The sequence below is a fragment of the Enterococcus sp. DIV2449a genome, from assembly GCF_051711225.1.
GTDB classification, from domain to species: Bacteria; Bacillota; Bacilli; order Lactobacillales; family Enterococcaceae; genus Enterococcus_D; species Enterococcus_D casseliflavus.
In genome coordinates, this window is sequence record NZ_JBIOME010000001.1 from 2,635,899 (window position 1) to 2,654,169 (window position 18,271).

Consider the following 18,271-nt stretch of genomic DNA (forward strand, 5'->3'; position numbering starts at 1 on the left):
ATAGGCAGAAAAAGAAGTTATCACAAATTGTCCAAACAAGAGCAGTCTCTTTGCTTTTAAATTGGTTCGGTCGCTGGCTTGAGAATTTATTCAGCCAGCGCTTTATTGGCAGTTGCCATCAGCAAGCGGATACGATTCAATTGATTGACGATCGAGACACCTGGATCGTAATCAATCGCTGCAATGTTCGCCTGCGGGTATTGATGACGTAATTCTTTCATAACACCTTTTCCTACTACATGGTTAGGCAGGCAGCCAAATGGTTGCAGACAAATGATATTGTTGACATCATTTTCCAACAGATCAATCATCTCACCGGTCAAGAACCAGCCTTCTCCCGTATGATTGCCGATGGAAACAATCTCGCTCGCTTGCTCGGCAAGCTGATGGATCGAATGAATGCCCTCAAAGCGCGTTGACGCCCGCAACGCTTTATCCATTGGTTTTTGGAGCCGTTCAATCGCCATGATCGCAAAATCAGCGATCATTTTGCTTTTCTTCGCCATCCCCAAATGCTCGTAGCGCCAAATCTGATTGTAGAGGGAATAATTCATGAAGCCGACAATATCTGGTACGACCGCTTCCGCTCCTTCTGCTTCTAACAGGCGAACGACATCATTATTGGCAGTCGGTGAATACTTCACTAAAATCTCTCCCACGACACCGACACGTGGCTTCTTGATAGCATTTAACGGCACTTGATCAAAGTCTTGAATGATTTTCTTCATATTGCGATTAAAGAGGCTGAAGGAGCCATTGCGGACATTTTTGGCAATTTTTTCCAGCCATTCTTGGTGGAGCCGATCGACAGCCCCTGCTTCTTGCTCATATGGACGGGTGCGATAAACGACCCGTTCAAAGAGATCTCCGTATAAAAATGCCACCGCCAAGCGTTTCATCATCGGCAAGGTAAAGCGAAAGCCAGGATTTGATTCAACACCAGTATTGCCCATCGAAATAGATACCACCGGTACTTGCGGAAATCCTGCATCGTTCAATGCTTTACGTAACAAGGGAATATAGTTCGTTGCGCGACACCCACCGCCCGTCTGGGTCATCAATACGCTGGTGTTTTCGACGTCATATTCCCCGCTTTGTAACGCTTCTACCAGCTGTCCAATGGAAATGATGGCCGGGTAGCAGGCATCGTTATTGACAAAGCGCAAACCGACATTGACTGCTTCTCGATCTTCACTGGACAGACAGACCACTTGATACCCGGAAGCCTGCAAAGCGACATCTACTAATCCGCTTTGGTGGATGGGACTCAACATCGGCAATAAGAGCGTGTGCTGCTTTCGCATTTCTTTGGTAAAAATAATCTTTGCTGGTTCCTCGTATTGCTTTTTAGGAACAAAGTGCTGTTTATCCCGTTCGTTGACTGCTGCTTTCAAGGAACGCAACCGAATCCGAATCGCCCCAAGGTTTGCACCCTCATCGATTTTCAACACCGTATACAGCTTGCCATATTGCGCCATGATCTCTTCGACTTGATCGGTGGTCACTGCATCGATCCCGCAGCCGAAGGAGTTTAATTGAACCAATTCCAACTGCTTGTTTTTCGCCACCACTCGTGCAGCCGCATACAACCGTGAATGATAGACCCATTGATCCACGACCCGCAGATCGCCGACATTTGCTAAATGAGCAATACTGTCCTCGGTCAGTACATGAAAGCCTTCTTGGGTAATGACTTCCGCTATCCCATGGTTGATTTCAGGGTCCAAATGATACGGTCTTCCAGATAAAACGATCCCTTTTTGGTTGGTCGTCATCAGCATTCGCAGCGTTTCTTCTCCCCGTTGCGCAATATCTGCTTTGAACTGATCTAGTTCCTCGAAGCCGCTGCGCAGCGCTTGGGCAATTTCGTCTTCAGAAAAACCAAAATCTTGAAACGTCTCCATTAAGGTTTTGACCATTGAGGCTTCATCTGCCAGATTTAAAAATGGACAGCGGTAGTCAACCGCCCCTTCACGAATCGCATCGACGTTGTTACGAATCACTTCTGGATAGCTTTGTACGATTGGACAGTTAAAATGATTTTCAGCGGCAGTGTTCTCTACTCGCTCAAAAATGACTCCTGGATAAAAGATCAACGGTATGTTTTGATCGATCAGTGCTTGGATGTGTCCATGGGCTAGTTTGGCTGGGTAACAAACGGTATCGCTAGGAATCGTTTCGATCCCTTGCTCATATAGTTCTTTATTAGAACGCGGCGACAAGGTTACTCGAAATCCTAACTGGGTGAAAAAGGTATGCCATAGCGGATAATTTTCATAAAGATTCAACACTCTTGGTAAGCCGATTTCCCCATGGAGGGCATCTTTTTTACGCAAAGAACGGTACTTGAACAAGCGGCGGTATTTTTCATCCACGAGATTGACTTTGCGGTCTTCTTTTTTGATTTTGATCCGCGCACCACGTTCGCAGCGATTCCCCGTAATGAATTTTCGACCATCCGAAAAGAGGGTCACGGTTAATAAACAATTGTTTTCGCAAAGACCGCAATTTGTAAATTCTTTTTCTGCTTGAAAATCGGCCATTTCTGCAGGAGACAACAACGTACTGACATCGTCGATCGCCGCTTCTTCTAACGCGATCAACGCCGCCCCATAAGCGCCCATCAAGCCAGCGATCGATGGTCGTACGACTTCACGGCCGCTGATCAATTCAAAGGCGCGCAGAACCGCTTCATTATAGAAAGTCCCTCCTTGGCAGACGATTTTCTCGCCAAGATCTTCGGGGCGCCGAACCTTGATCACTTTATAGATAGCATTCTTTATGACCGAGTAAGACAAGCCAGCCGAAATGTCGCCAACAGAGGCTCCTTCTTTTTGGACCTGTTTGACTTTTGAGTTCATAAAGACGGTACAACGCGAACCCAGGTCAACCGGCGCTTGGGCTTTTGTCGCTGCCAGCGCAAATTCTTTAACATCCTGATTCATAGATTTGGCAAAGGTCTCAATGAACGAGCCGCATCCTGACGAACAGGCTTCATTTAGCTGAATCGAAGAAAGTGCACCGTCTTTGACTGTCATCGCCTTCATGTCTTGCCCACCAATGTCCAGGATAAAATCAACCCCTGGCTGGAAATGTTCAGCAGCTTTGTAATGGGCCATTGTTTCGACTTCACCGATATCGACCTTCAGTGCATGTTTGATCAGATGCTCACCGTACCCTGTGATCGTTGACTTTGCGATGTAAACGTCAGAAGGCATCTGACGATAAAGCTCTTGTAAAACCGCCATCGTTGTCGCTAACGGCTCGCCTTCATTGTTGCCATAAAAAGAAAACAACAAATCCCCTGCATCATTGATCAAGACAACTTTCGTTGTCGTTGATCCAGCATCGATACCCAAATAAGCAGCACCTTTATGCTCCGACAAAGGTTTTTCTGTAGCAACCGCTTGGGCATGGCGGGCACGAAAAACAGCCAGTTCTGCTTCGTCTTTGAATAAAGGATCTAGCGTATCTGTTGGCGCAAGTGTGCCGTCTTCTTCATTGGCTAAGCGGTCGCATAGTACAGAAAGCTGCTGCGCTTCTTCTGCATACAGTGCAGCCCCCATCGCCACAAATAGTTCTGGATTCTCGGGAAAAATGATATCTGCTTCTTGCAGGTTCAACGTATCGATAAATCGTTGACGCAATTCCGACATAAACGTCAGTGGACCGCCTAAGAAGGCTACCTTGCCTTTGATTTTACGACCAGCTGCTAAGCCAGCAATCGTTTGATTGACCACCGCTTGAAAAATACTCGCAGCAATGTCCGCTTTTGCCGCTCCTTCATTGATCAGCGGCTGCACATCAGTTTTGGCAAAGACCCCGCAGCGTGAGGCAATCGGATAAAGGGTTTGGTATCCCTTGGCTAGCTCATTGACCCCATTGGCATCCGTTTTCAATAAAACCGCCATCTGATCAATAAACGCACCGGTCCCACCGGCACAACTGCCATTCATCCGCTGCTCCAACGCACCTTCAAAAAAGGTGATCTTCGCATCTTCACCACCTAATTCGATCGCCACATCCGTTTCTGGGATCACTGTCTCGACTGTTTTGGTACAAGCGATGACCTCTTGGACAAAAGGGATCCGCAAAACTTCCGCCAGCCCCATTCCGCCTGATCCGGTAATCGCCAGCGCAACTGGCTGATCTTGGATTACTGCTTGCGCTTCTTTAATAATTTTTTCCGCTGCCTTTTGGATGTCTGCATAGTGTCGTTCATACCTTGAAAAACACGTTTGATTGCGTTCATCTAACAGAACCATCTTGACCGTTGTTGAACCGACATCGATGCCCGCCTTATATTTTTTCATTTGTTGCCTCCATCTAAACAACACTTTGTTGATTATCTAACAAGCCGTTTGTTATAATACTTATGTTCATTTTAATTCTTTTAATTGATAATTCAACAAACAATTCCAACGAAGGTGTGGGATAAACAACAATTAGACGTTTTTTGTCGTTTATTTTGAAAGGAAATTCACAATATGAAAAAATTGGATTTACGTGTTAAACGAACCAATAAGTACATTATTGAAGCCTTTATTCGCTTAGTTGAAGAAAAAGGCTTCGAGCAAGTGACTGTCCAAAATATCGCAGACGAAGCCATGATCAACCGCGCGACCTTCTATGCCCATTACAAAGACAAGCAAGACTTGTATGAAAAAATATTTGACTTGGCCGTCGAATCTTTTACCTCGATCCTTGACTTTGAAGATTTCGTTCAAGGCAATCGAATCAAGATCCGTAAAATCGAAGCGGCCATGACCGAACTTTTTATACACATTCAAAAGAATCGCTCTTTTTATTTGACGATCATGGATGCCTCTGCCATTGAGATCATTCGTAAAAAACTGGGGCTAATTTTAACGGAACGGTATCAAGAGATCTTTTCAACCTTGAAGATTACAGAAGGCGATCTTGAAGTGCCCTTAGACTTCATTATTGATTATATGACCTCAATATTTGTTGGCACGCTGCATTGGTGGCTAACGGCAGAAACAACGATGCACGCCGACCATTTAGCAAAACTCGTCATCAAACTAGTGGCAAACGGTCACCTAACTGTCTTGGGGATTGAAATTGAGGAATAAAAAAAGAAACTGCCTATATGCAGTTTCTCTCATGCTAATTGCCCTTCAATCAATGATTTTTTGCGCGCCATTTGATCGTGTCTTTTGTCTTACGCTGTTTTGTTACTTTGATTCCTTTTGGAGCCACACGAATCGCATAGTCTTCCTTTTTGACAACGTCATAGACATGCTCGGCAACTTCCGTTACTTTTTCTTTTAGATTCAGTTTAAATTTCATGTGTTTTCATCTCCCGAATGCTTTACTACTAGCGTATCGCAAATAAAAAAAATCTTCAACTTATAGCCCTTCCTCAAACCAAAAAAAATAATGGTTAAATAACGAAAAAAAACAGCAAGACTACTTGCTGTTTTTTCTGCGTATTCATCTGACTGGGGTAGCTGGATTCGAACCAACGCATGACGGAGTCAAAGTCCGTTGCCTTACCGCTTGGCTATACCCCAATAATGGTGGAGGAGAGTGGATTCGAACCACTGAACCCTAAGGAACGGATTTACAGTCCGTCGCGTTTAGCCACTTCGCTACTCCTCCAAAAGGTTTTTCTCAAACCTGACAATAGTTATAATACCGAAAAAGATAACAAATTGCAAGAGCAAAAAGTAAATTTTTCTAGAAATTATTCATGTAAATTCCATTGGCGAATAATCATCTCGATCGCAGCTTCTAAACTTCTGCTTGAACCTAGATCTTCATCCCCTAAAAAGCTTTGAAATTCTTTCGGTCCAGTCGTTAAAATCTCACCGATACGTTTTTTACCAATAAATAATTCATTGACGGTATAGTCTTTGCCATGAATGGCTTTCGTTGTTTCTTCAATACGGACTTCGATATCTTTATTTTTCTTAGACATGATTGCACCTCTTTCTTTACAGCACCTTCCTATTTTAACAGAAAACCAGCAAAAGAAAAAGAAAATCTCATCTGGAACGAAAAAAAGTAGTCAATCGTTGTGATCGACTACTTTTGCTGCTTTGTCTCATTTCTGGTTCGTCAAGACAGCACTGGTTACGGTATACCCCGCATCGCTTAAGATTTTCTCAATCGCTGCGACTTGGCGCGACTCTACTTGGATCTCAACAATCGTTTTTAGCGCCATCCGATTGACTACGATGGTCAAAATACTCATCTGATGATCGGCAAGCAGCTTGGTCACGTCTGCTAACACGCCTACATGGTCATCCGTGATCTCGATGGACACTCGGGTTCCACCATCATGGTAGCCAGTGATTTTCAAAAAGGCATAGAAAATATCATTGTTGGTAATGATTCCCACTAGGGTATCATCATCCATGACTGGTAAAACCCCCACGTTTTCACTACGCATGACGGAAATGGCGTCCTCTAATAGTGCATCTGGTTCAATCGTGGTCACTTTTTTCAACATGATATCAGCGACAGTCGTTTTATTTAAGAGATAGTTCATTTCATAAACACTTAAGCTTGTCGCTTTTGAGGGAGTTGCTTCAGCGATCGTTCCTTCTGTGATCAACCCTACTAATTTACCATCGTCAACGACGGGCAGACGGTGGATATCGTGCTGCTTCATTAAATCTACTGCATCAAAGATCGGTGTCTGCGAATCGACGGTGACGACCGTCTTCGTCATAAAATCACTTACACTCATTGTTTAGCCTCCTAGATACGCTTTTCTTACTTCATCACTTGCTAGTAATTCTTCTCCAGTACCTTCTAAAACGATTTTCCCCGTTTCTAATACATAGCCGCGATCGGCAATCGATAAAGCCATTTTTGCATTTTGTTCAATCAGCAGCACAGTCGTTCCTTGCTGCTTGATTTCTTGAATGATTGAAAAAATTTCTTTGATAAAAATCGGTGCCAAGCCCATCGAGGGCTCATCCAGCAAAAGCAAGCGCGGTTTTGACATCAATGCCCGCCCCATTGCCAACATCTGCTGCTCACCGCCAGATAATGTCGACGCATCTTGCGAGAGACGTTCTTTCAATACAGGAAACTTGCGGTAAACTTGTTCATAGTCTTCTTTGACACCACTGTCTTTACGCAAGAAGGCGCCCATCTCTAAGTTTTCTTGAACCGTCAATCCTGAAAAGACGTGCCGCCCTTCTGGCACTTGCGACAAGCCGTTTGCGACGATTTTTTGCGGTGCTTCTTTCTCAATTCGTTTTCCTTCAAAAGTGACTGAGCCATTTGAGGGGCGGATCAATCCAGAAATCGTCCGTAAAATCGTGGTTTTCCCTGCACCATTGGCACCAATCAGTGAAACGATCTCCCCTTGATTGACGTGGAAGGAAACATCATGGACCGCTTGGATCATGCCGTAGTGTACACTTAAATTTTGAATTTCCAGCATCAGATTTCCCCTCCTAGATAAGCTTCGATCACCCGCGGATTGTTTTTGATCTCTTCTGGTTCACCGTGGGCGATGACTTGGCCGTATTCCAGCACATAGATCCGTTCGCACACTTCCATGACCAAACTCATATCATGCTCAATCAAGAGGATCGTCAATTGAAAATCTTTTTGGATCTTATAGATCAACTTTGTCAGTTCTGTTGTTTCTTGAGGATTCATCCCCGCAGCCGGCTCGTCAAGAAACAGAATTTTTGGTTCTGTAGCCAATGCGCGTACGATCTCTAACCGACGCTGCTCGCCATAAGGCAAATTTTTCGCTAACGTTTGACTTTTGCCATCCATATCAAAGATCCGTAATAGCTCTAAGGCTTTTTTCTTCATGGACGCTTCGTTTTTGTAGTACTTTGGCAAACGCAGGATGCTAGTCAGCAGTCCTTCTTTATGCTTACTGTTCATAGCGATCAAGACGTTGTCCATCACAGTCAAATTTTTAAACAAGCGAATGTTTTGGAAGGTTCTTGAAAGACCTAAATCCGCAATTTTATAGGGCTTCACGCCATTTAAACGTTTTGGCTTACCTTGGGTCTCAAAAAGCACTTCCCCTTCACTAGGTTCATACACACCTGTCAGGAGATTAAAGAGCGTTGTCTTGCCAGCACCGTTTGGTCCAATCAATCCGACCAGCTCATTGGTATCTAAATGGAGGTCTACATGAGAAACAGCAGCTAAACCGCCAAAGTTTTTCGTTAAGCTTTTAACTTCTAATAGAGGCATCGTTGTCATCCCCCTTTTTTCTAAATTTATCCAGCAGTCCTTTTACGGAGAATTCCCATGTCCCTAAAAGTCCGCTTGGTTTAAAGATCATGATGATGATCAAAGCCAATGCATAAATGATCATGCGCAAATCAGAGAAGCCTTGCAAGTACATATTTAAGATTCCTAGCACTACTGCCGAGACAACTGCTCCTGTGGTACTCCCAAGCCCTCCAAAAACGACGATGATCAATACATCGATCGATTTCATAAAACCGTAATCTCGTGGGAAAACCGACTGCTGATAGCTGGCATAAAGGGTACCAGCAATGCTTGCCATCACTGCCCCCATTACAAACGCAATTACCTTGTATTTCGTTGTGTTGACCCCCATTGATTCTGCAGCGATCTCATCTTCCCGAATCGCTAAAGTCGCCCGACCTGATCCGCTATGGATAAAGTTTGACACGACAAGAATCGATAAAACGGCAAAGAGAAAGACGATCTGCCAATTACTGAATTGGGGCAATCCGAAAATTCCTGCAGGACCATTGGTCAAGCCTCGTAGGTTCACCAACAAGATCCGAATGATCTCTGCCACACCTAGGGTAGCGATCGCTAGATAGTCGCCTTTTAAACGGAGGGTCGGAATCCCAACCACTAATGCGACTGCACCAGAAACCAGCACCCCCACCAGTAAACCAGTTAAAAAGCCACCAAAGGTTGGATTGCTTGCCGACAGGATCGCGCCAGCATAAGCACCGATTGCCATAAATCCAGCATGTCCTAAGGAGAATTGCCCTGAAAAGCCGATGATCAGATTCAAACTGACTGCCAAGATGATATTGATTCCGATATTGACGATGATGGCATCAGAGAACAAATTGATCATTCCGCCATTGTAGGCTGCAAATAATCCAAAATAAAGAATAGCTGCCAGAGCGAGCCAGATTAAGTTGTAACGTAAATTCTTTTTCATTTCTGCCACCTACACTTTCTCTTTGATATTTTTGCCGAGGATCCCAGCTGGACGAACCAACAATATAATTATTAAAATGACATACACTAAAGCATCCTTATAATCAGAAAAACCAAGCGCTGTCGCTGCTGTTTCCACCAAACCGATCACAAAGCCACCTAAGGCTGCTCCAGGAATGATCCCGATCCCGCCGAGAACCGCTGCAACAAAAGATTTCAGACCAGGAACGACGCCCATTGATGGATCAATGGAATTATAATACAAACCGATCAGCATCCCGCCAGCTGCAGCCAAAGCCGAGCCTAAGGCAAAGGTAAAGGAAATCGTTCGATTGACATTGATCCCCATCAAACGCGCTGCATCTGCATCAACACTTACTGCCCGCATCGCTTTTCCCATACGGGTCTTTTTCACGATCAATTGCAAGAGAATCATTAAGGTAACCGAAACAGCCAAGATCAATAACTGGACATTACTTACTTGAACAAACCCGATGGAATAAGTTTGTCGTTCAATCGCTTGCGGAAAGGGGCGCACATTGGCTGAAAAGAAAAAGATCATGACATTTTGCAAAAAATAAGAAACCCCGATTGCCGTGATCAGTGCCGAAATTCGCGTGGAATTGCGTAAGGGACGATACGCTAAAAATTCGATCGTTACCCCAAGAGCTGCACTGGCGATCATTGAAATGAACAACGCGGGGAAAAACCCTAATTGCCATTGATTGATCAAAAAGTAACCGATAAAACTACCGATCATGTAAACTTCTCCGTGGGCGAAGTTGATCAACTTGATGATGCCATACACCATCGTATAACCCAACGCTAACAAGGCATAGATACTGCCTAGAAACAAGCCGTTGATCAATTGTTGGATCATCATTTCCATATACTCACTTCCAATATCATTTATTATGGTCATTCTTTTAGAGAAAAGAAACTGAGACAAACACATCAGGTCTGTCCCAGTTTTCACTGCCAAACAACTGCGGGTTTTTTAAGGTTCCACAGTGTCTGCTGAGGTTTCTTTCCCGTCAGTCAATCCTAAAACAACTGCTGATTTTTCAGGGTTATGATTTTCATCCATCGTGATTTCACCGGTCACACCGACAAAGTCTTTCAGTTCAGACAAACCAGCTGCGATCGCCAATGAATCTGCTGAGTTTTGATCTTCGATCGCTTGTTTGATCATATAAACAGCATCATAGGCTAATGCATTAAAAGCAGAAGGTTCTTTGCCATATTTTTCATTGAAAGCTGCCACAAACGGCTCAACTTTGTCGTTTGCTGGTGCTTTGGTAGAGAAGTGACCTGTATAGTAAACATTGCTGACATTTTCTGCACCAGCTGTTTGAACCATTTTTTCATCACCGAATCCATCCGCACCAATGATTGCTTGATCAATTCCTAATTCTCGCGCTTGCTTGATGATCAAACCAGCTTCTGTGTAGTAGCCTGGAATGAACAAGACATCGAAGTCGACATCTTTGATTCTTGTAAGAACTGCTTGGAAATCTTTGTCGCCTTCGGTAAAGTTATCCTCTAAGACGATTTCGCCTGGGTAGCTTTCTTTAAATGCTTCCGTCAAACCAATTGCGTAGTCACTTGAGTTATCACCCAAGATTACGGCTTTTGAAGCATCCAAATTTTCTGCTGCATATTTTGCCAAGATTGTTCCTTGGAAGCTATCTTGGAAACAAGAACGGAATGCAAATTCTTGGACTTTTCCACTGGTGTAAGTAATCGCATCATCGGTACCTGAAGGAGTGACCATCGGTACTTGGGCTCTCGTCACATTCGGTAAAGCCGCTTTTGTGGCACCTGAAGTTGCTGGTCCAATAATGGCAACGACTTTATCGTTGGTTGCTAAGTTGGCTGCTACTGTCGCAGCTTCATTGTTATCTGATTTGTTATCTTTCGAAATGATTTCAATTTGTTTTCCAAGAACGCCGCCGGCAGCATTGATTTCTTCGACTGCCAAGTCGATCCCCTCTTTTTCAGCCGTCCCATAAGCAGCAACTGCTCCAGACAACTCTAAGTTGGCACCAATCTTAATGGTATCTCCCTCTTGTTTATTGCCACCTTCAGCAGCACCACTGCTATCCGTTGGTCCACCTGTTGGTCCTGCACTACAAGCTGTCAATAAAAACAAACTCGCAAACAAAAATGCAAATTTCTTTTTCATAATTTTCCTCTCCTTTACTTCCCCTGAATATGTTATCCAATATACTGAAAAATCTAGGAAATGTCAACGAATTATCAGAATATTTCACCTATTCAGAATTTATTTTTTTCGCCGATAAAAAATGGTGTTTTTAAAACATTGATCCAGCAACAATGGAATCGCTTTTCTAATTTTCGAATAAAAAGAAAAGCAAGCAAAGTTTTTTCCCCTTTGCTTGCTGCTGGTATGCTTTGATTCGCTACTTTTTTCATCAAACGGACGTTTGAAAACATTACATCCTCATGTTAGCAGCTGTTTCGTGGATACAATGCTTGAAAATTTGCCGCCGCCCCAACTAAATTGGCATCATTGCGATAGTCACATAGCTTGATCAGTGGGACGAAATCATTTAATGCTTGATCCGCCAACATTTTTTTCAAGCGCTGGTCAACTTCTTCTAACAAGCCTTTTTTGGCACTGACACCACCGCCGATAATGATCACTTCAGGATCAAAAGCAAACTGAATACTGAACAGTCCTTGTGCTAAATAGTTGTAAAATTTATTGACTTCCTCGATCGCAATGGCATCGCCATCTTCTGCACGTTGAAAGACCTCTTCACCGGTAATCGTCGTTCGATCCACTCCGATCCGATCACAATACCGCCAGGCCATCTGAACCGCTGTCCCTAGTTGCGAAAATGTTTTGCCTTGATCTAGGATCATCAACCCAAATTCGCCACCGTATAAATGTGCCCCACGGACTAGCTCACCATTTTGAAACAGGGTACCGCCAACGCCTGTTCCGATCACAACGAAGGCTGCTTGCTGATACTCTTTGCCCGCTCCTTGATAAAATTCAGCCATCCCAGCGCAATTGGCATCATTTTCGATGGTTACGGGTACCCCAAACGCTGCTTCGAGTTCTGAGTAAATATCAAACCCATGGATATAAGGGATCGCACTAATGCCGTCGATCCGCCGTTCTTGGGCATTGACCGCACCTGGCGCACTGATTCCAACGCCTTCAATCTCTTCATCTACACTTGCCCTCACTTGCTGCAGCTGTGCTTTCATTTCCTCCCAAGTATTTGGAGTAGTGAACTTCCCTTTACTCACCAAAGAATCTTGTGCCCAGACGCCATATTTTACTGCTGAACCACCCATATCAAAGACTAAAATCACCATTTTTTTCCCTCAATCCTTTATTATTCTGATACTGTCTATTTTACCGCAAGTCGGCGCTTGAAGAAAGCGATTTCCGAGGACAAGAAAAAACAGTCTCATTCACTTAGACTGTCTCTTCATCCATTAGAGTTGTTTTTCCAAAATCACTTGATCGAACAGCTGCTGCCCATTCTCAAAAATCGGTTCGACATAGTGGGTGGTGAAATAATTCTTCACCCGCTCTTTTTCAACATAGCCTTGCTTTTGGTACAAAGTCAAGGCTGCAGAGGGCAGACTACCAGTTTTGATCACTACGATCGGCCGTTTTGCCCCGAGGTGCTGACTGAGGATCGCTTCTTCGGCAGCTTGTAGCAATTGACGACCGATGCCCATTCCTTGCTTTTCTGGAGAAACAGCCACATTCATAATCTCCCAGTTCTTGCCTTGATTTTGATAAACTAACACACCAATCATTTCTCCAGCTTCTTCATAAACAAGTGTTTGGCTATTATATAGATAGCTTTCTACGACTGCTTTTTCAGGATCTGCATCCAGCAGCAACGCCCAAGGATACGCTTCATTAGGGGTGATTGGACGAATCATGGCTTTTTGGCTCCTTTTTTATATTTCTGTTGATTCCTTTTAACTTTTCCGATAACGGTACGTTGGTTTGACTTTGTCTTGCGTATTTCGTTTTAAAGTAAACGTCTGGGGTACGTAATCTATTCCGCCTTTTACAAAGGGATGGCAGCGTAAGATACGAGCTACCCCCATCAAACCTCCTTTGGCTGCTCCATGGACTTGGATGGCTTGGATCATGTATCCTGAGCAAGTCGGATAATAACGACAGCTAGGAGGAAATAATGGGGAAATAAAACGTTGATAGAAACGAACAAAGCCGATCAAAAGTTTACTCATTCCTTGCCAGCCTTTCTTTTTAGCGTACGATTCAGTAAAGATAGATAGAAAAAACTAGGACTCAGCACGTGGCGTAAGTCCTAGTTATCGTTTATTTCATAAACTCAAAGATATGATTCCAAAGACTTGGAGAGAATACTTTAAAAGGACTGCCGTCACCGATCACTCCATAGCCGATCATCGTTCCTGCTAGGAACAATAAAATAGCTAATAAAATGACGATTAGAATTTTTATCAAGCTAGTTAAAATATAACGGTTCAACTTCACTTTTTTTCTCTCCTACTCCTATTAGGCGTTAACTGGTACGACTTCTTCTACTGCGTCAGAAACTCGTTCAACAGATGCCCCTAATTGTTGCAATTTTTCGTGGAATTTGTAGTAGCCGCGATCCAAATATTTTAGATTGCGGACACGCGTCCGTCCCGTTGAACGCAGACCTAATAAAATCAACGCTGCTGCGGCACGTAAATCTGTCGCATAGACCAGCGCGCCTTGTAATTCATGACCGCCTTCGATCACTGCAACGTTGCCGTCAATTTTCACATGGGCATTCATGCGACGCATTTCTTCTAAATGTTGGAAACGATTCTCAAATACCGTTTCATTCACAACACTCGTTCCTTGCGCTAATAATTGAATAGCAGACATTTGCGCTTGCATGTCCGTAGGAAAACCTGGATGAGGCATTGTTTTTACATCTGTTGCCTTCAATTGTTCAGGTCCAACGACACGAATCCCTTCAGCGACTTCAGTCACTTCTGCGCCCATTTCGATCAATTTTGAAATCAATGGACGATTGTGCTCTGAGATCGCATCTTTAATAATAACGTCTCCTTGAGTCATCGCTGCTGCAACCATAAAGGTTCCTGCTTCGATACGGTCTTGCACGATCGAATGATCTACTGCATGCAGGTGTTCGACACCTTCAATACGCATCGTTTCGGTTCCTGCACCAAAGACCTTGGCACCCATTTTATTCAAAATGTTTGCTAAATCAACGATTTCTGGCTCACGAGCGACGTTTTCGATGATGGTGATGCCTTTAGCTTTTACGGCAGCCATCATGATATTTTGCGTTGCGCCGACACTTGGGAAATCCAAGTAAATGCTATTGCCTTTTAACTCATCGGCGATCGCTTCTATGTATCCATCTTTTTGGATGATTTGCGCGCCTAGTGCTTGAAATCCCTTCAAATGTAAATCAATTGGTCGTTTGCCGATTGCACAGCCGCCAGGCATTGCCACTTTGGCATGTCCATTACGGGCTAACAAAGGCCCCATGACTACGATTGAAGCGCGCATTTGGCTCACATATTCATACGGTGCTTCGATTGCTAATTCTTGTGACGCATCGATCGTCATTGTGTTGTTTTCTTCTTCAAAATCGATTGCGACATTTAAATGCCGAATCACTTCTTTCATTGTTAATACATCGGAAAGGATCGGTACATTTGTTAATGTCGTTGTTCCTTCTTCCGCTAATAAGCTTGCCGCTAAGATAGGTAGAACAGCATTTTTTGCCCCTTCGATCTTCACTGTTCCAGTTAATCGATTACCACCTTGAACGATCATCTCTTCCATTTATGTTCCCTCCAAATAATGCAGTGACTCACACAAATCTTGCCAATTATAGCATAATATTCGGTGTTTTTGCATATATTAATGAAATTCTTAAAAACCTGTTAAAAATAAATTACGACATAGCGCAATCAACTCAAGGAAAAAAGTACTGGCGGTGTAGCCTAATGCAATCGCAAGAAACACCATGACCATTCGTATCTGAGTCGTTCGTAAGGCTTTAAAAAAAGCATCGATCCGCACAGATTGCAATGCCCAAAATGCTAAATAGATGAACGCTAAATGACTCACGATTCGAATGATTGCATCAATTCCATACACTTGCATACTTTCTGCTCCTTTTTTCATAATTGAACATTCCTATCATACCACAAAGATGTCAAGATAAAAAATAATCTTTCTTGAAACCTTCATGAAAAGACTTTAAAAAGTTTTTAAAACGTTTTCTTGGAGAAACAAAAAAACAAAGGCAAGATGCCCTTGTTTTTTAGGAATGTTTTGACACGTTGATTCGATTGATGGCGCGGTGCAAAGCAACCGTTGCGCGCCGAAGCTGATCGATATCCTCGACTTGTTTGGCTTCTTCGATTTGGCGTTCTGCACGCTGTTTTGCTCTTTCTGCACGTGAAACGTCGATGTCACGATCACGTTCCGCACTATCGGCTACGATCGAGACAACATTGTCTCGCACTTCTAATATACCGCCGTTGACAGCGACCCAGTCGACATGGGTATCTGAATCGATCCGTTTGACCCGGACTTCATCAATCGTCAATGGAACGATGATTGGGGCATGGTGTGGCAAAATACCGATCTCACCATCTGTCGTACGTGCAACCACGATTTTCGCGTGATGATCGTAAACCAAACCAGCAGGTGTCACCACATTGACTGTTAAAAATTGATCCATGAGGTTCCCCTCTTTCTTCAAGGCTGGTTAATTAATAGCCAATTTTTTTCGCTTTTTCAATGACATCTTCAATTCGTCCAACACTGCGGAAGGCTTCTTCTGGAAGATCATCATATTTTCCTTCAAGAATCTCTGCAAATCCTTTGATGGTTTCTTCAACTGGCACATAAGAACCAGGTTGTCCCGTAAACTGTTCCGCTACGTGGAAGTTTTGTGACAAGAAGAATTGAATGCGGCGTGCGCGGGCAACTAAGGTTTTTTCATCATCAGACAGTTCATCCATCCCTAAGATGGCGATGATGTCTTGTAATTCCCGATAACGTTGCAACGCATGCTGTACTTCAGTCGCTACTTCATAATGTTTTTCACCAACGATTTCAGGTGCTAACGCACTAGAAGAAGACGCCAGTGGATCAACGGCAGGATAGATCCCTTGTTCGGTCAATTTACGTTCCAAGTTGGTTGTTGCATCCAAATGGGCAAAAGCAGTCGCAGGTGCTGGGTCTGTATAGTCATCGGCAGGGACATAGATGGCTTGAATAGACGTAACGGAACCTTTTTTCGTCGATGTGATCCGTTCTTGTAATTGCCCCATCTCAGTTGCTAATGTTGGCTGATACCCAACGGCCGACGGCATCCGACCTAGTAAGGCAGATACTTCAGAACCTGCTTGAGTGAAGCGGAAGATATTATCGATAAACAAAAGCACGTCTTGTCCTTCCACATCACGGAAGTACTCGGCTAATGTCAAACCAGTCAAGGCTACCCGCATCCGGGCACCTGGTGGTTCATTCATTTGTCCAAACACCATGGCTGTTTTTTCGATAACGCCAGATTCTTTCATTTCATTATAAAGGTCATTTCCTTCACGTGTCCGTTCACCAACACCTGTGAAGACAGAGATCCCACCATGCTCTTGGGCGATGTTGTGGATCAATTCTTGGATCAAGACGGTTTTACCAACACCGGCACCACCGAAAAGTCCAACTTTCCCCCCTTTTAAATAAGGAGCTAACAAATCAATGACTTTGATCCCAGTTTCAAGGATCTCCGTACTTGTTGACAATTCATCAAAGTCAGGTGCTTTTTTGTGAATCCCACTGCGGGCTGCCTCTTCAGGAAATGGTGCTTCTAAATCGATGGTATCGCCTAGGACATTAAATACCCGTCCTAATGTTTCTGTCCCAACTGGAACAGAGATGGAGGCGCCTGTATCGATTACTTCCATTCCTCGTTGTAAGCCATCTGTTGATTCCATGGCAATCGTACGGATAACGCCGTCGCCAAGTTCTAGGGCAGCTTCTAACACAACTTTTGTTTTCTGCTCATCTTTTTTGTAAACAATCAACGCATTGTTGATATCTGGTAATGATTGGTCTAGAGAGAATTCCACGTCAACAACGGGACCAATGACTTGAACAATCTTGCCTGAACTCATTCGTATTCCTCCATTCGTTCTTGAAACTATTCTAACGCGGATGCCCCCGCCACAATTTCAGTAATTTCTTGGGTGATCGCTCCTTGGCGCGCTCGGTTGTATGAGATCGTCAAGTCCCCAATAATATTTTTGGCATTATCTGTTGCTGTTTTCATCGCTGTCATTCCGGCAGCATGCTCGGCTGTTTTTGCGTCAACAATCGCACCATAAATCAAGCTTTCAGCGTATTGAGGCAGTAATTGATTCAAAATCGCTTCTCTGGAAGGTTCAAACAAGTATTCTTGTTCATAACTTTCGGCTTCTTCAGGATCTAAATCGGATATCGGCAACATTTTCTCCACACGAAATTGGCTAGTCAATGAATTGATGTGATGGTTATAACACACATATAATTCATCGAAGACTTCGTTTTGGTACATCGTGGTTGCCAATGTTACGATTTTACGTACCTCATCAAAGCTTGGTTGATCCGAAAGGTTTCTTAACTCGTACGCCAAATTGATGCCCCGTGCTTTGAAAAAGTCAGCGCCAGTTGCACCAATGGCAATCATGACATACTCTTCTTCTTTTGCATGGTCTTCATCCAGCATGGCCATCATTTGTTTTAAGATGGAACTATTATAGCCGCCCACTAGACCGCCATCAGAAGTGATGACGATATAGCCTGTGCGTTTGACCGGGCGACTAACCAACATACTGTTATAGTTCACACCATCTTTAGGACCAGAACCTGCAAGATCGGAAAGCTGCTGCGCAGTCAAATGCGTAACGATTTCACGTACTTTGTTGGCATACACTTGAAACTGTTTCGAATGAGCTTCAGATTTTGTTAATTTTGCAGCTGAAACCATTTGCATGGCCTTTGTGATTTGGCTGGTTTTCTTTGTTGAGGCAATTCGTTGCTTGATTTCATTTAATGAAGCAGCCATTTTCTCTCACCTCT

The 18,271-nt window shown here is 43.7% G+C and carries 20 protein-coding genes and 2 tRNA genes; 1 reads left to right on the forward strand and 21 read right to left on the reverse strand.

Features of this window, described 5'->3' with window-relative positions; all coding sequences use genetic code 11:
- Positions 1–86: 86 nt before the first annotated feature.
- Positions 87–4,313, reverse strand: coding sequence for a 2-hydroxyacyl-CoA dehydratase (locus tag IGI76_RS12555; protein ID WP_231434756.1), 4,227 nt, complete (start codon positions 4,311–4,313; stop codon positions 87–89).
- Between the two features lie 174 nt (positions 4,314–4,487).
- Between IGI76_RS12555 and IGI76_RS12560 the strand changes: the two genes are divergently transcribed.
- Positions 4,488–5,093 carry a TetR/AcrR family transcriptional regulator gene (locus tag IGI76_RS12560; RefSeq protein ID WP_086337982.1) on the forward strand — a complete coding sequence of 202 codons (606 nt, stop codon included), beginning with the start codon at positions 4,488–4,490 and terminating at the stop codon, positions 5,091–5,093.
- Between the two features lie 49 nt (positions 5,094–5,142).
- Here the strand turns inward: IGI76_RS12560 and IGI76_RS12565 are convergent, their stop codons facing one another.
- The 20 genes from IGI76_RS12565 to IGI76_RS12660 form a co-directional block, all read right to left on the reverse strand.
- Positions 5,143–5,310, reverse strand: a complete 168-nt coding sequence (locus IGI76_RS12565; RefSeq protein WP_005228760.1) for a hypothetical protein — start codon at positions 5,308–5,310, stop codon at positions 5,143–5,145.
- A 152-nt stretch (positions 5,311–5,462) separates the two neighbouring features.
- Positions 5,463–5,534, reverse strand: a tRNA-Gln gene (locus IGI76_RS12570).
- Between the two features lie 4 nt (positions 5,535–5,538).
- Positions 5,539–5,622, reverse strand: a tRNA-Tyr gene (locus tag IGI76_RS12575).
- Positions 5,623–5,707: 85 nt separating this feature from the next.
- Complete coding sequence (locus IGI76_RS12580; protein ID WP_005228752.1) at positions 5,708–5,941, reverse strand: DUF2969 domain-containing protein; 234 nt, start codon at positions 5,939–5,941, stop codon at positions 5,708–5,710.
- Positions 5,942–6,067: 126 nt separating this feature from the next.
- Positions 6,068–6,715: a CBS and ACT domain-containing protein gene (locus IGI76_RS12585; protein ID WP_231434757.1), complete on the reverse strand. Its 648-nt coding sequence runs from the start codon at positions 6,713–6,715 to the stop codon at positions 6,068–6,070.
- Between the two features lie 3 nt (positions 6,716–6,718).
- Positions 6,719–7,420 (reverse strand): ABC transporter ATP-binding protein, encoded by a 702-nt coding sequence (locus tag IGI76_RS12590; protein ID WP_015510178.1) that lies wholly within the window; start codon positions 7,418–7,420, stop codon positions 6,719–6,721.
- Positions 7,420–8,196: an ABC transporter ATP-binding protein gene (locus IGI76_RS12595; RefSeq protein WP_015510179.1), complete on the reverse strand. Its 777-nt coding sequence runs from the start codon at positions 8,194–8,196 to the stop codon at positions 7,420–7,422. Before IGI76_RS12595 ends, IGI76_RS12590 begins: the two co-directional genes overlap by 1 nt.
- On the reverse strand, positions 8,177–9,154 hold the full coding sequence (locus tag IGI76_RS12600; RefSeq protein WP_438781594.1) for a branched-chain amino acid ABC transporter permease: 978 nt from the start codon (positions 9,152–9,154) through the stop codon (positions 8,177–8,179). Before IGI76_RS12600 ends, IGI76_RS12595 begins: the two co-directional genes overlap by 20 nt.
- A gap of 9 nt (positions 9,155–9,163) precedes the next feature.
- Positions 9,164–10,042 (reverse strand): branched-chain amino acid ABC transporter permease, encoded by an 879-nt coding sequence (locus IGI76_RS12605; protein ID WP_005228742.1) that lies wholly within the window; start codon positions 10,040–10,042, stop codon positions 9,164–9,166.
- Between the two features lie 108 nt (positions 10,043–10,150).
- Positions 10,151–11,338, reverse strand: coding sequence for an ABC transporter substrate-binding protein (locus tag IGI76_RS12610; RefSeq protein WP_010749790.1), 1,188 nt, complete (start codon positions 11,336–11,338; stop codon positions 10,151–10,153).
- 92 nt (positions 11,339–11,430) lie between these two features.
- Positions 11,431–11,589, reverse strand: coding sequence for a hypothetical protein (locus IGI76_RS12615; RefSeq protein ID WP_438781595.1), 159 nt, complete (start codon positions 11,587–11,589; stop codon positions 11,431–11,433).
- 33 nt (positions 11,590–11,622) lie between these two features.
- On the reverse strand, positions 11,623–12,504 hold the full coding sequence (locus IGI76_RS12620) for an ROK family protein (protein ID WP_231434759.1): 882 nt from the start codon (positions 12,502–12,504) through the stop codon (positions 11,623–11,625).
- A gap of 123 nt (positions 12,505–12,627) precedes the next feature.
- Positions 12,628–13,086 (reverse strand): GNAT family N-acetyltransferase, encoded by a 459-nt coding sequence (locus IGI76_RS12625; protein ID WP_061053131.1) that lies wholly within the window; start codon positions 13,084–13,086, stop codon positions 12,628–12,630.
- A gap of 39 nt (positions 13,087–13,125) precedes the next feature.
- Positions 13,126–13,401 (reverse strand): membrane protein insertion efficiency factor YidD, encoded by a 276-nt coding sequence (gene yidD / locus IGI76_RS12630; protein ID WP_008380886.1) that lies wholly within the window; start codon positions 13,399–13,401, stop codon positions 13,126–13,128.
- Between the two features lie 91 nt (positions 13,402–13,492).
- Positions 13,493–13,669: a DNA-directed RNA polymerase subunit beta gene (locus IGI76_RS12635; protein ID WP_005228723.1), complete on the reverse strand. Its 177-nt coding sequence runs from the start codon at positions 13,667–13,669 to the stop codon at positions 13,493–13,495.
- A 21-nt stretch (positions 13,670–13,690) separates the two neighbouring features.
- Positions 13,691–14,983 carry a UDP-N-acetylglucosamine 1-carboxyvinyltransferase gene (gene murA, locus IGI76_RS12640; RefSeq protein WP_005228721.1) on the reverse strand — a complete coding sequence of 431 codons (1,293 nt, stop codon included), beginning with the start codon at positions 14,981–14,983 and terminating at the stop codon, positions 13,691–13,693.
- Between the two features lie 90 nt (positions 14,984–15,073).
- Complete coding sequence (locus IGI76_RS12645; RefSeq protein WP_008380880.1) at positions 15,074–15,307, reverse strand: DUF1146 family protein; 234 nt, start codon at positions 15,305–15,307, stop codon at positions 15,074–15,076.
- Between the two features lie 160 nt (positions 15,308–15,467).
- Entirely contained in the window at positions 15,468–15,890 is a 423-nt protein-coding gene (locus IGI76_RS12650) for a F0F1 ATP synthase subunit epsilon (RefSeq protein WP_005228716.1), read from the reverse strand.
- 31 nt (positions 15,891–15,921) lie between these two features.
- Positions 15,922–17,328, reverse strand: coding sequence for a F0F1 ATP synthase subunit beta (gene atpD / locus IGI76_RS12655; RefSeq protein ID WP_231434760.1), 1,407 nt, complete (start codon positions 17,326–17,328; stop codon positions 15,922–15,924).
- Positions 17,329–17,354: 26 nt separating this feature from the next.
- Entirely contained in the window at positions 17,355–18,257 is a 903-nt protein-coding gene (locus IGI76_RS12660) for a F0F1 ATP synthase subunit gamma (RefSeq protein WP_010749796.1), read from the reverse strand.
- Positions 18,258–18,271 lie beyond the last annotated feature (14 nt).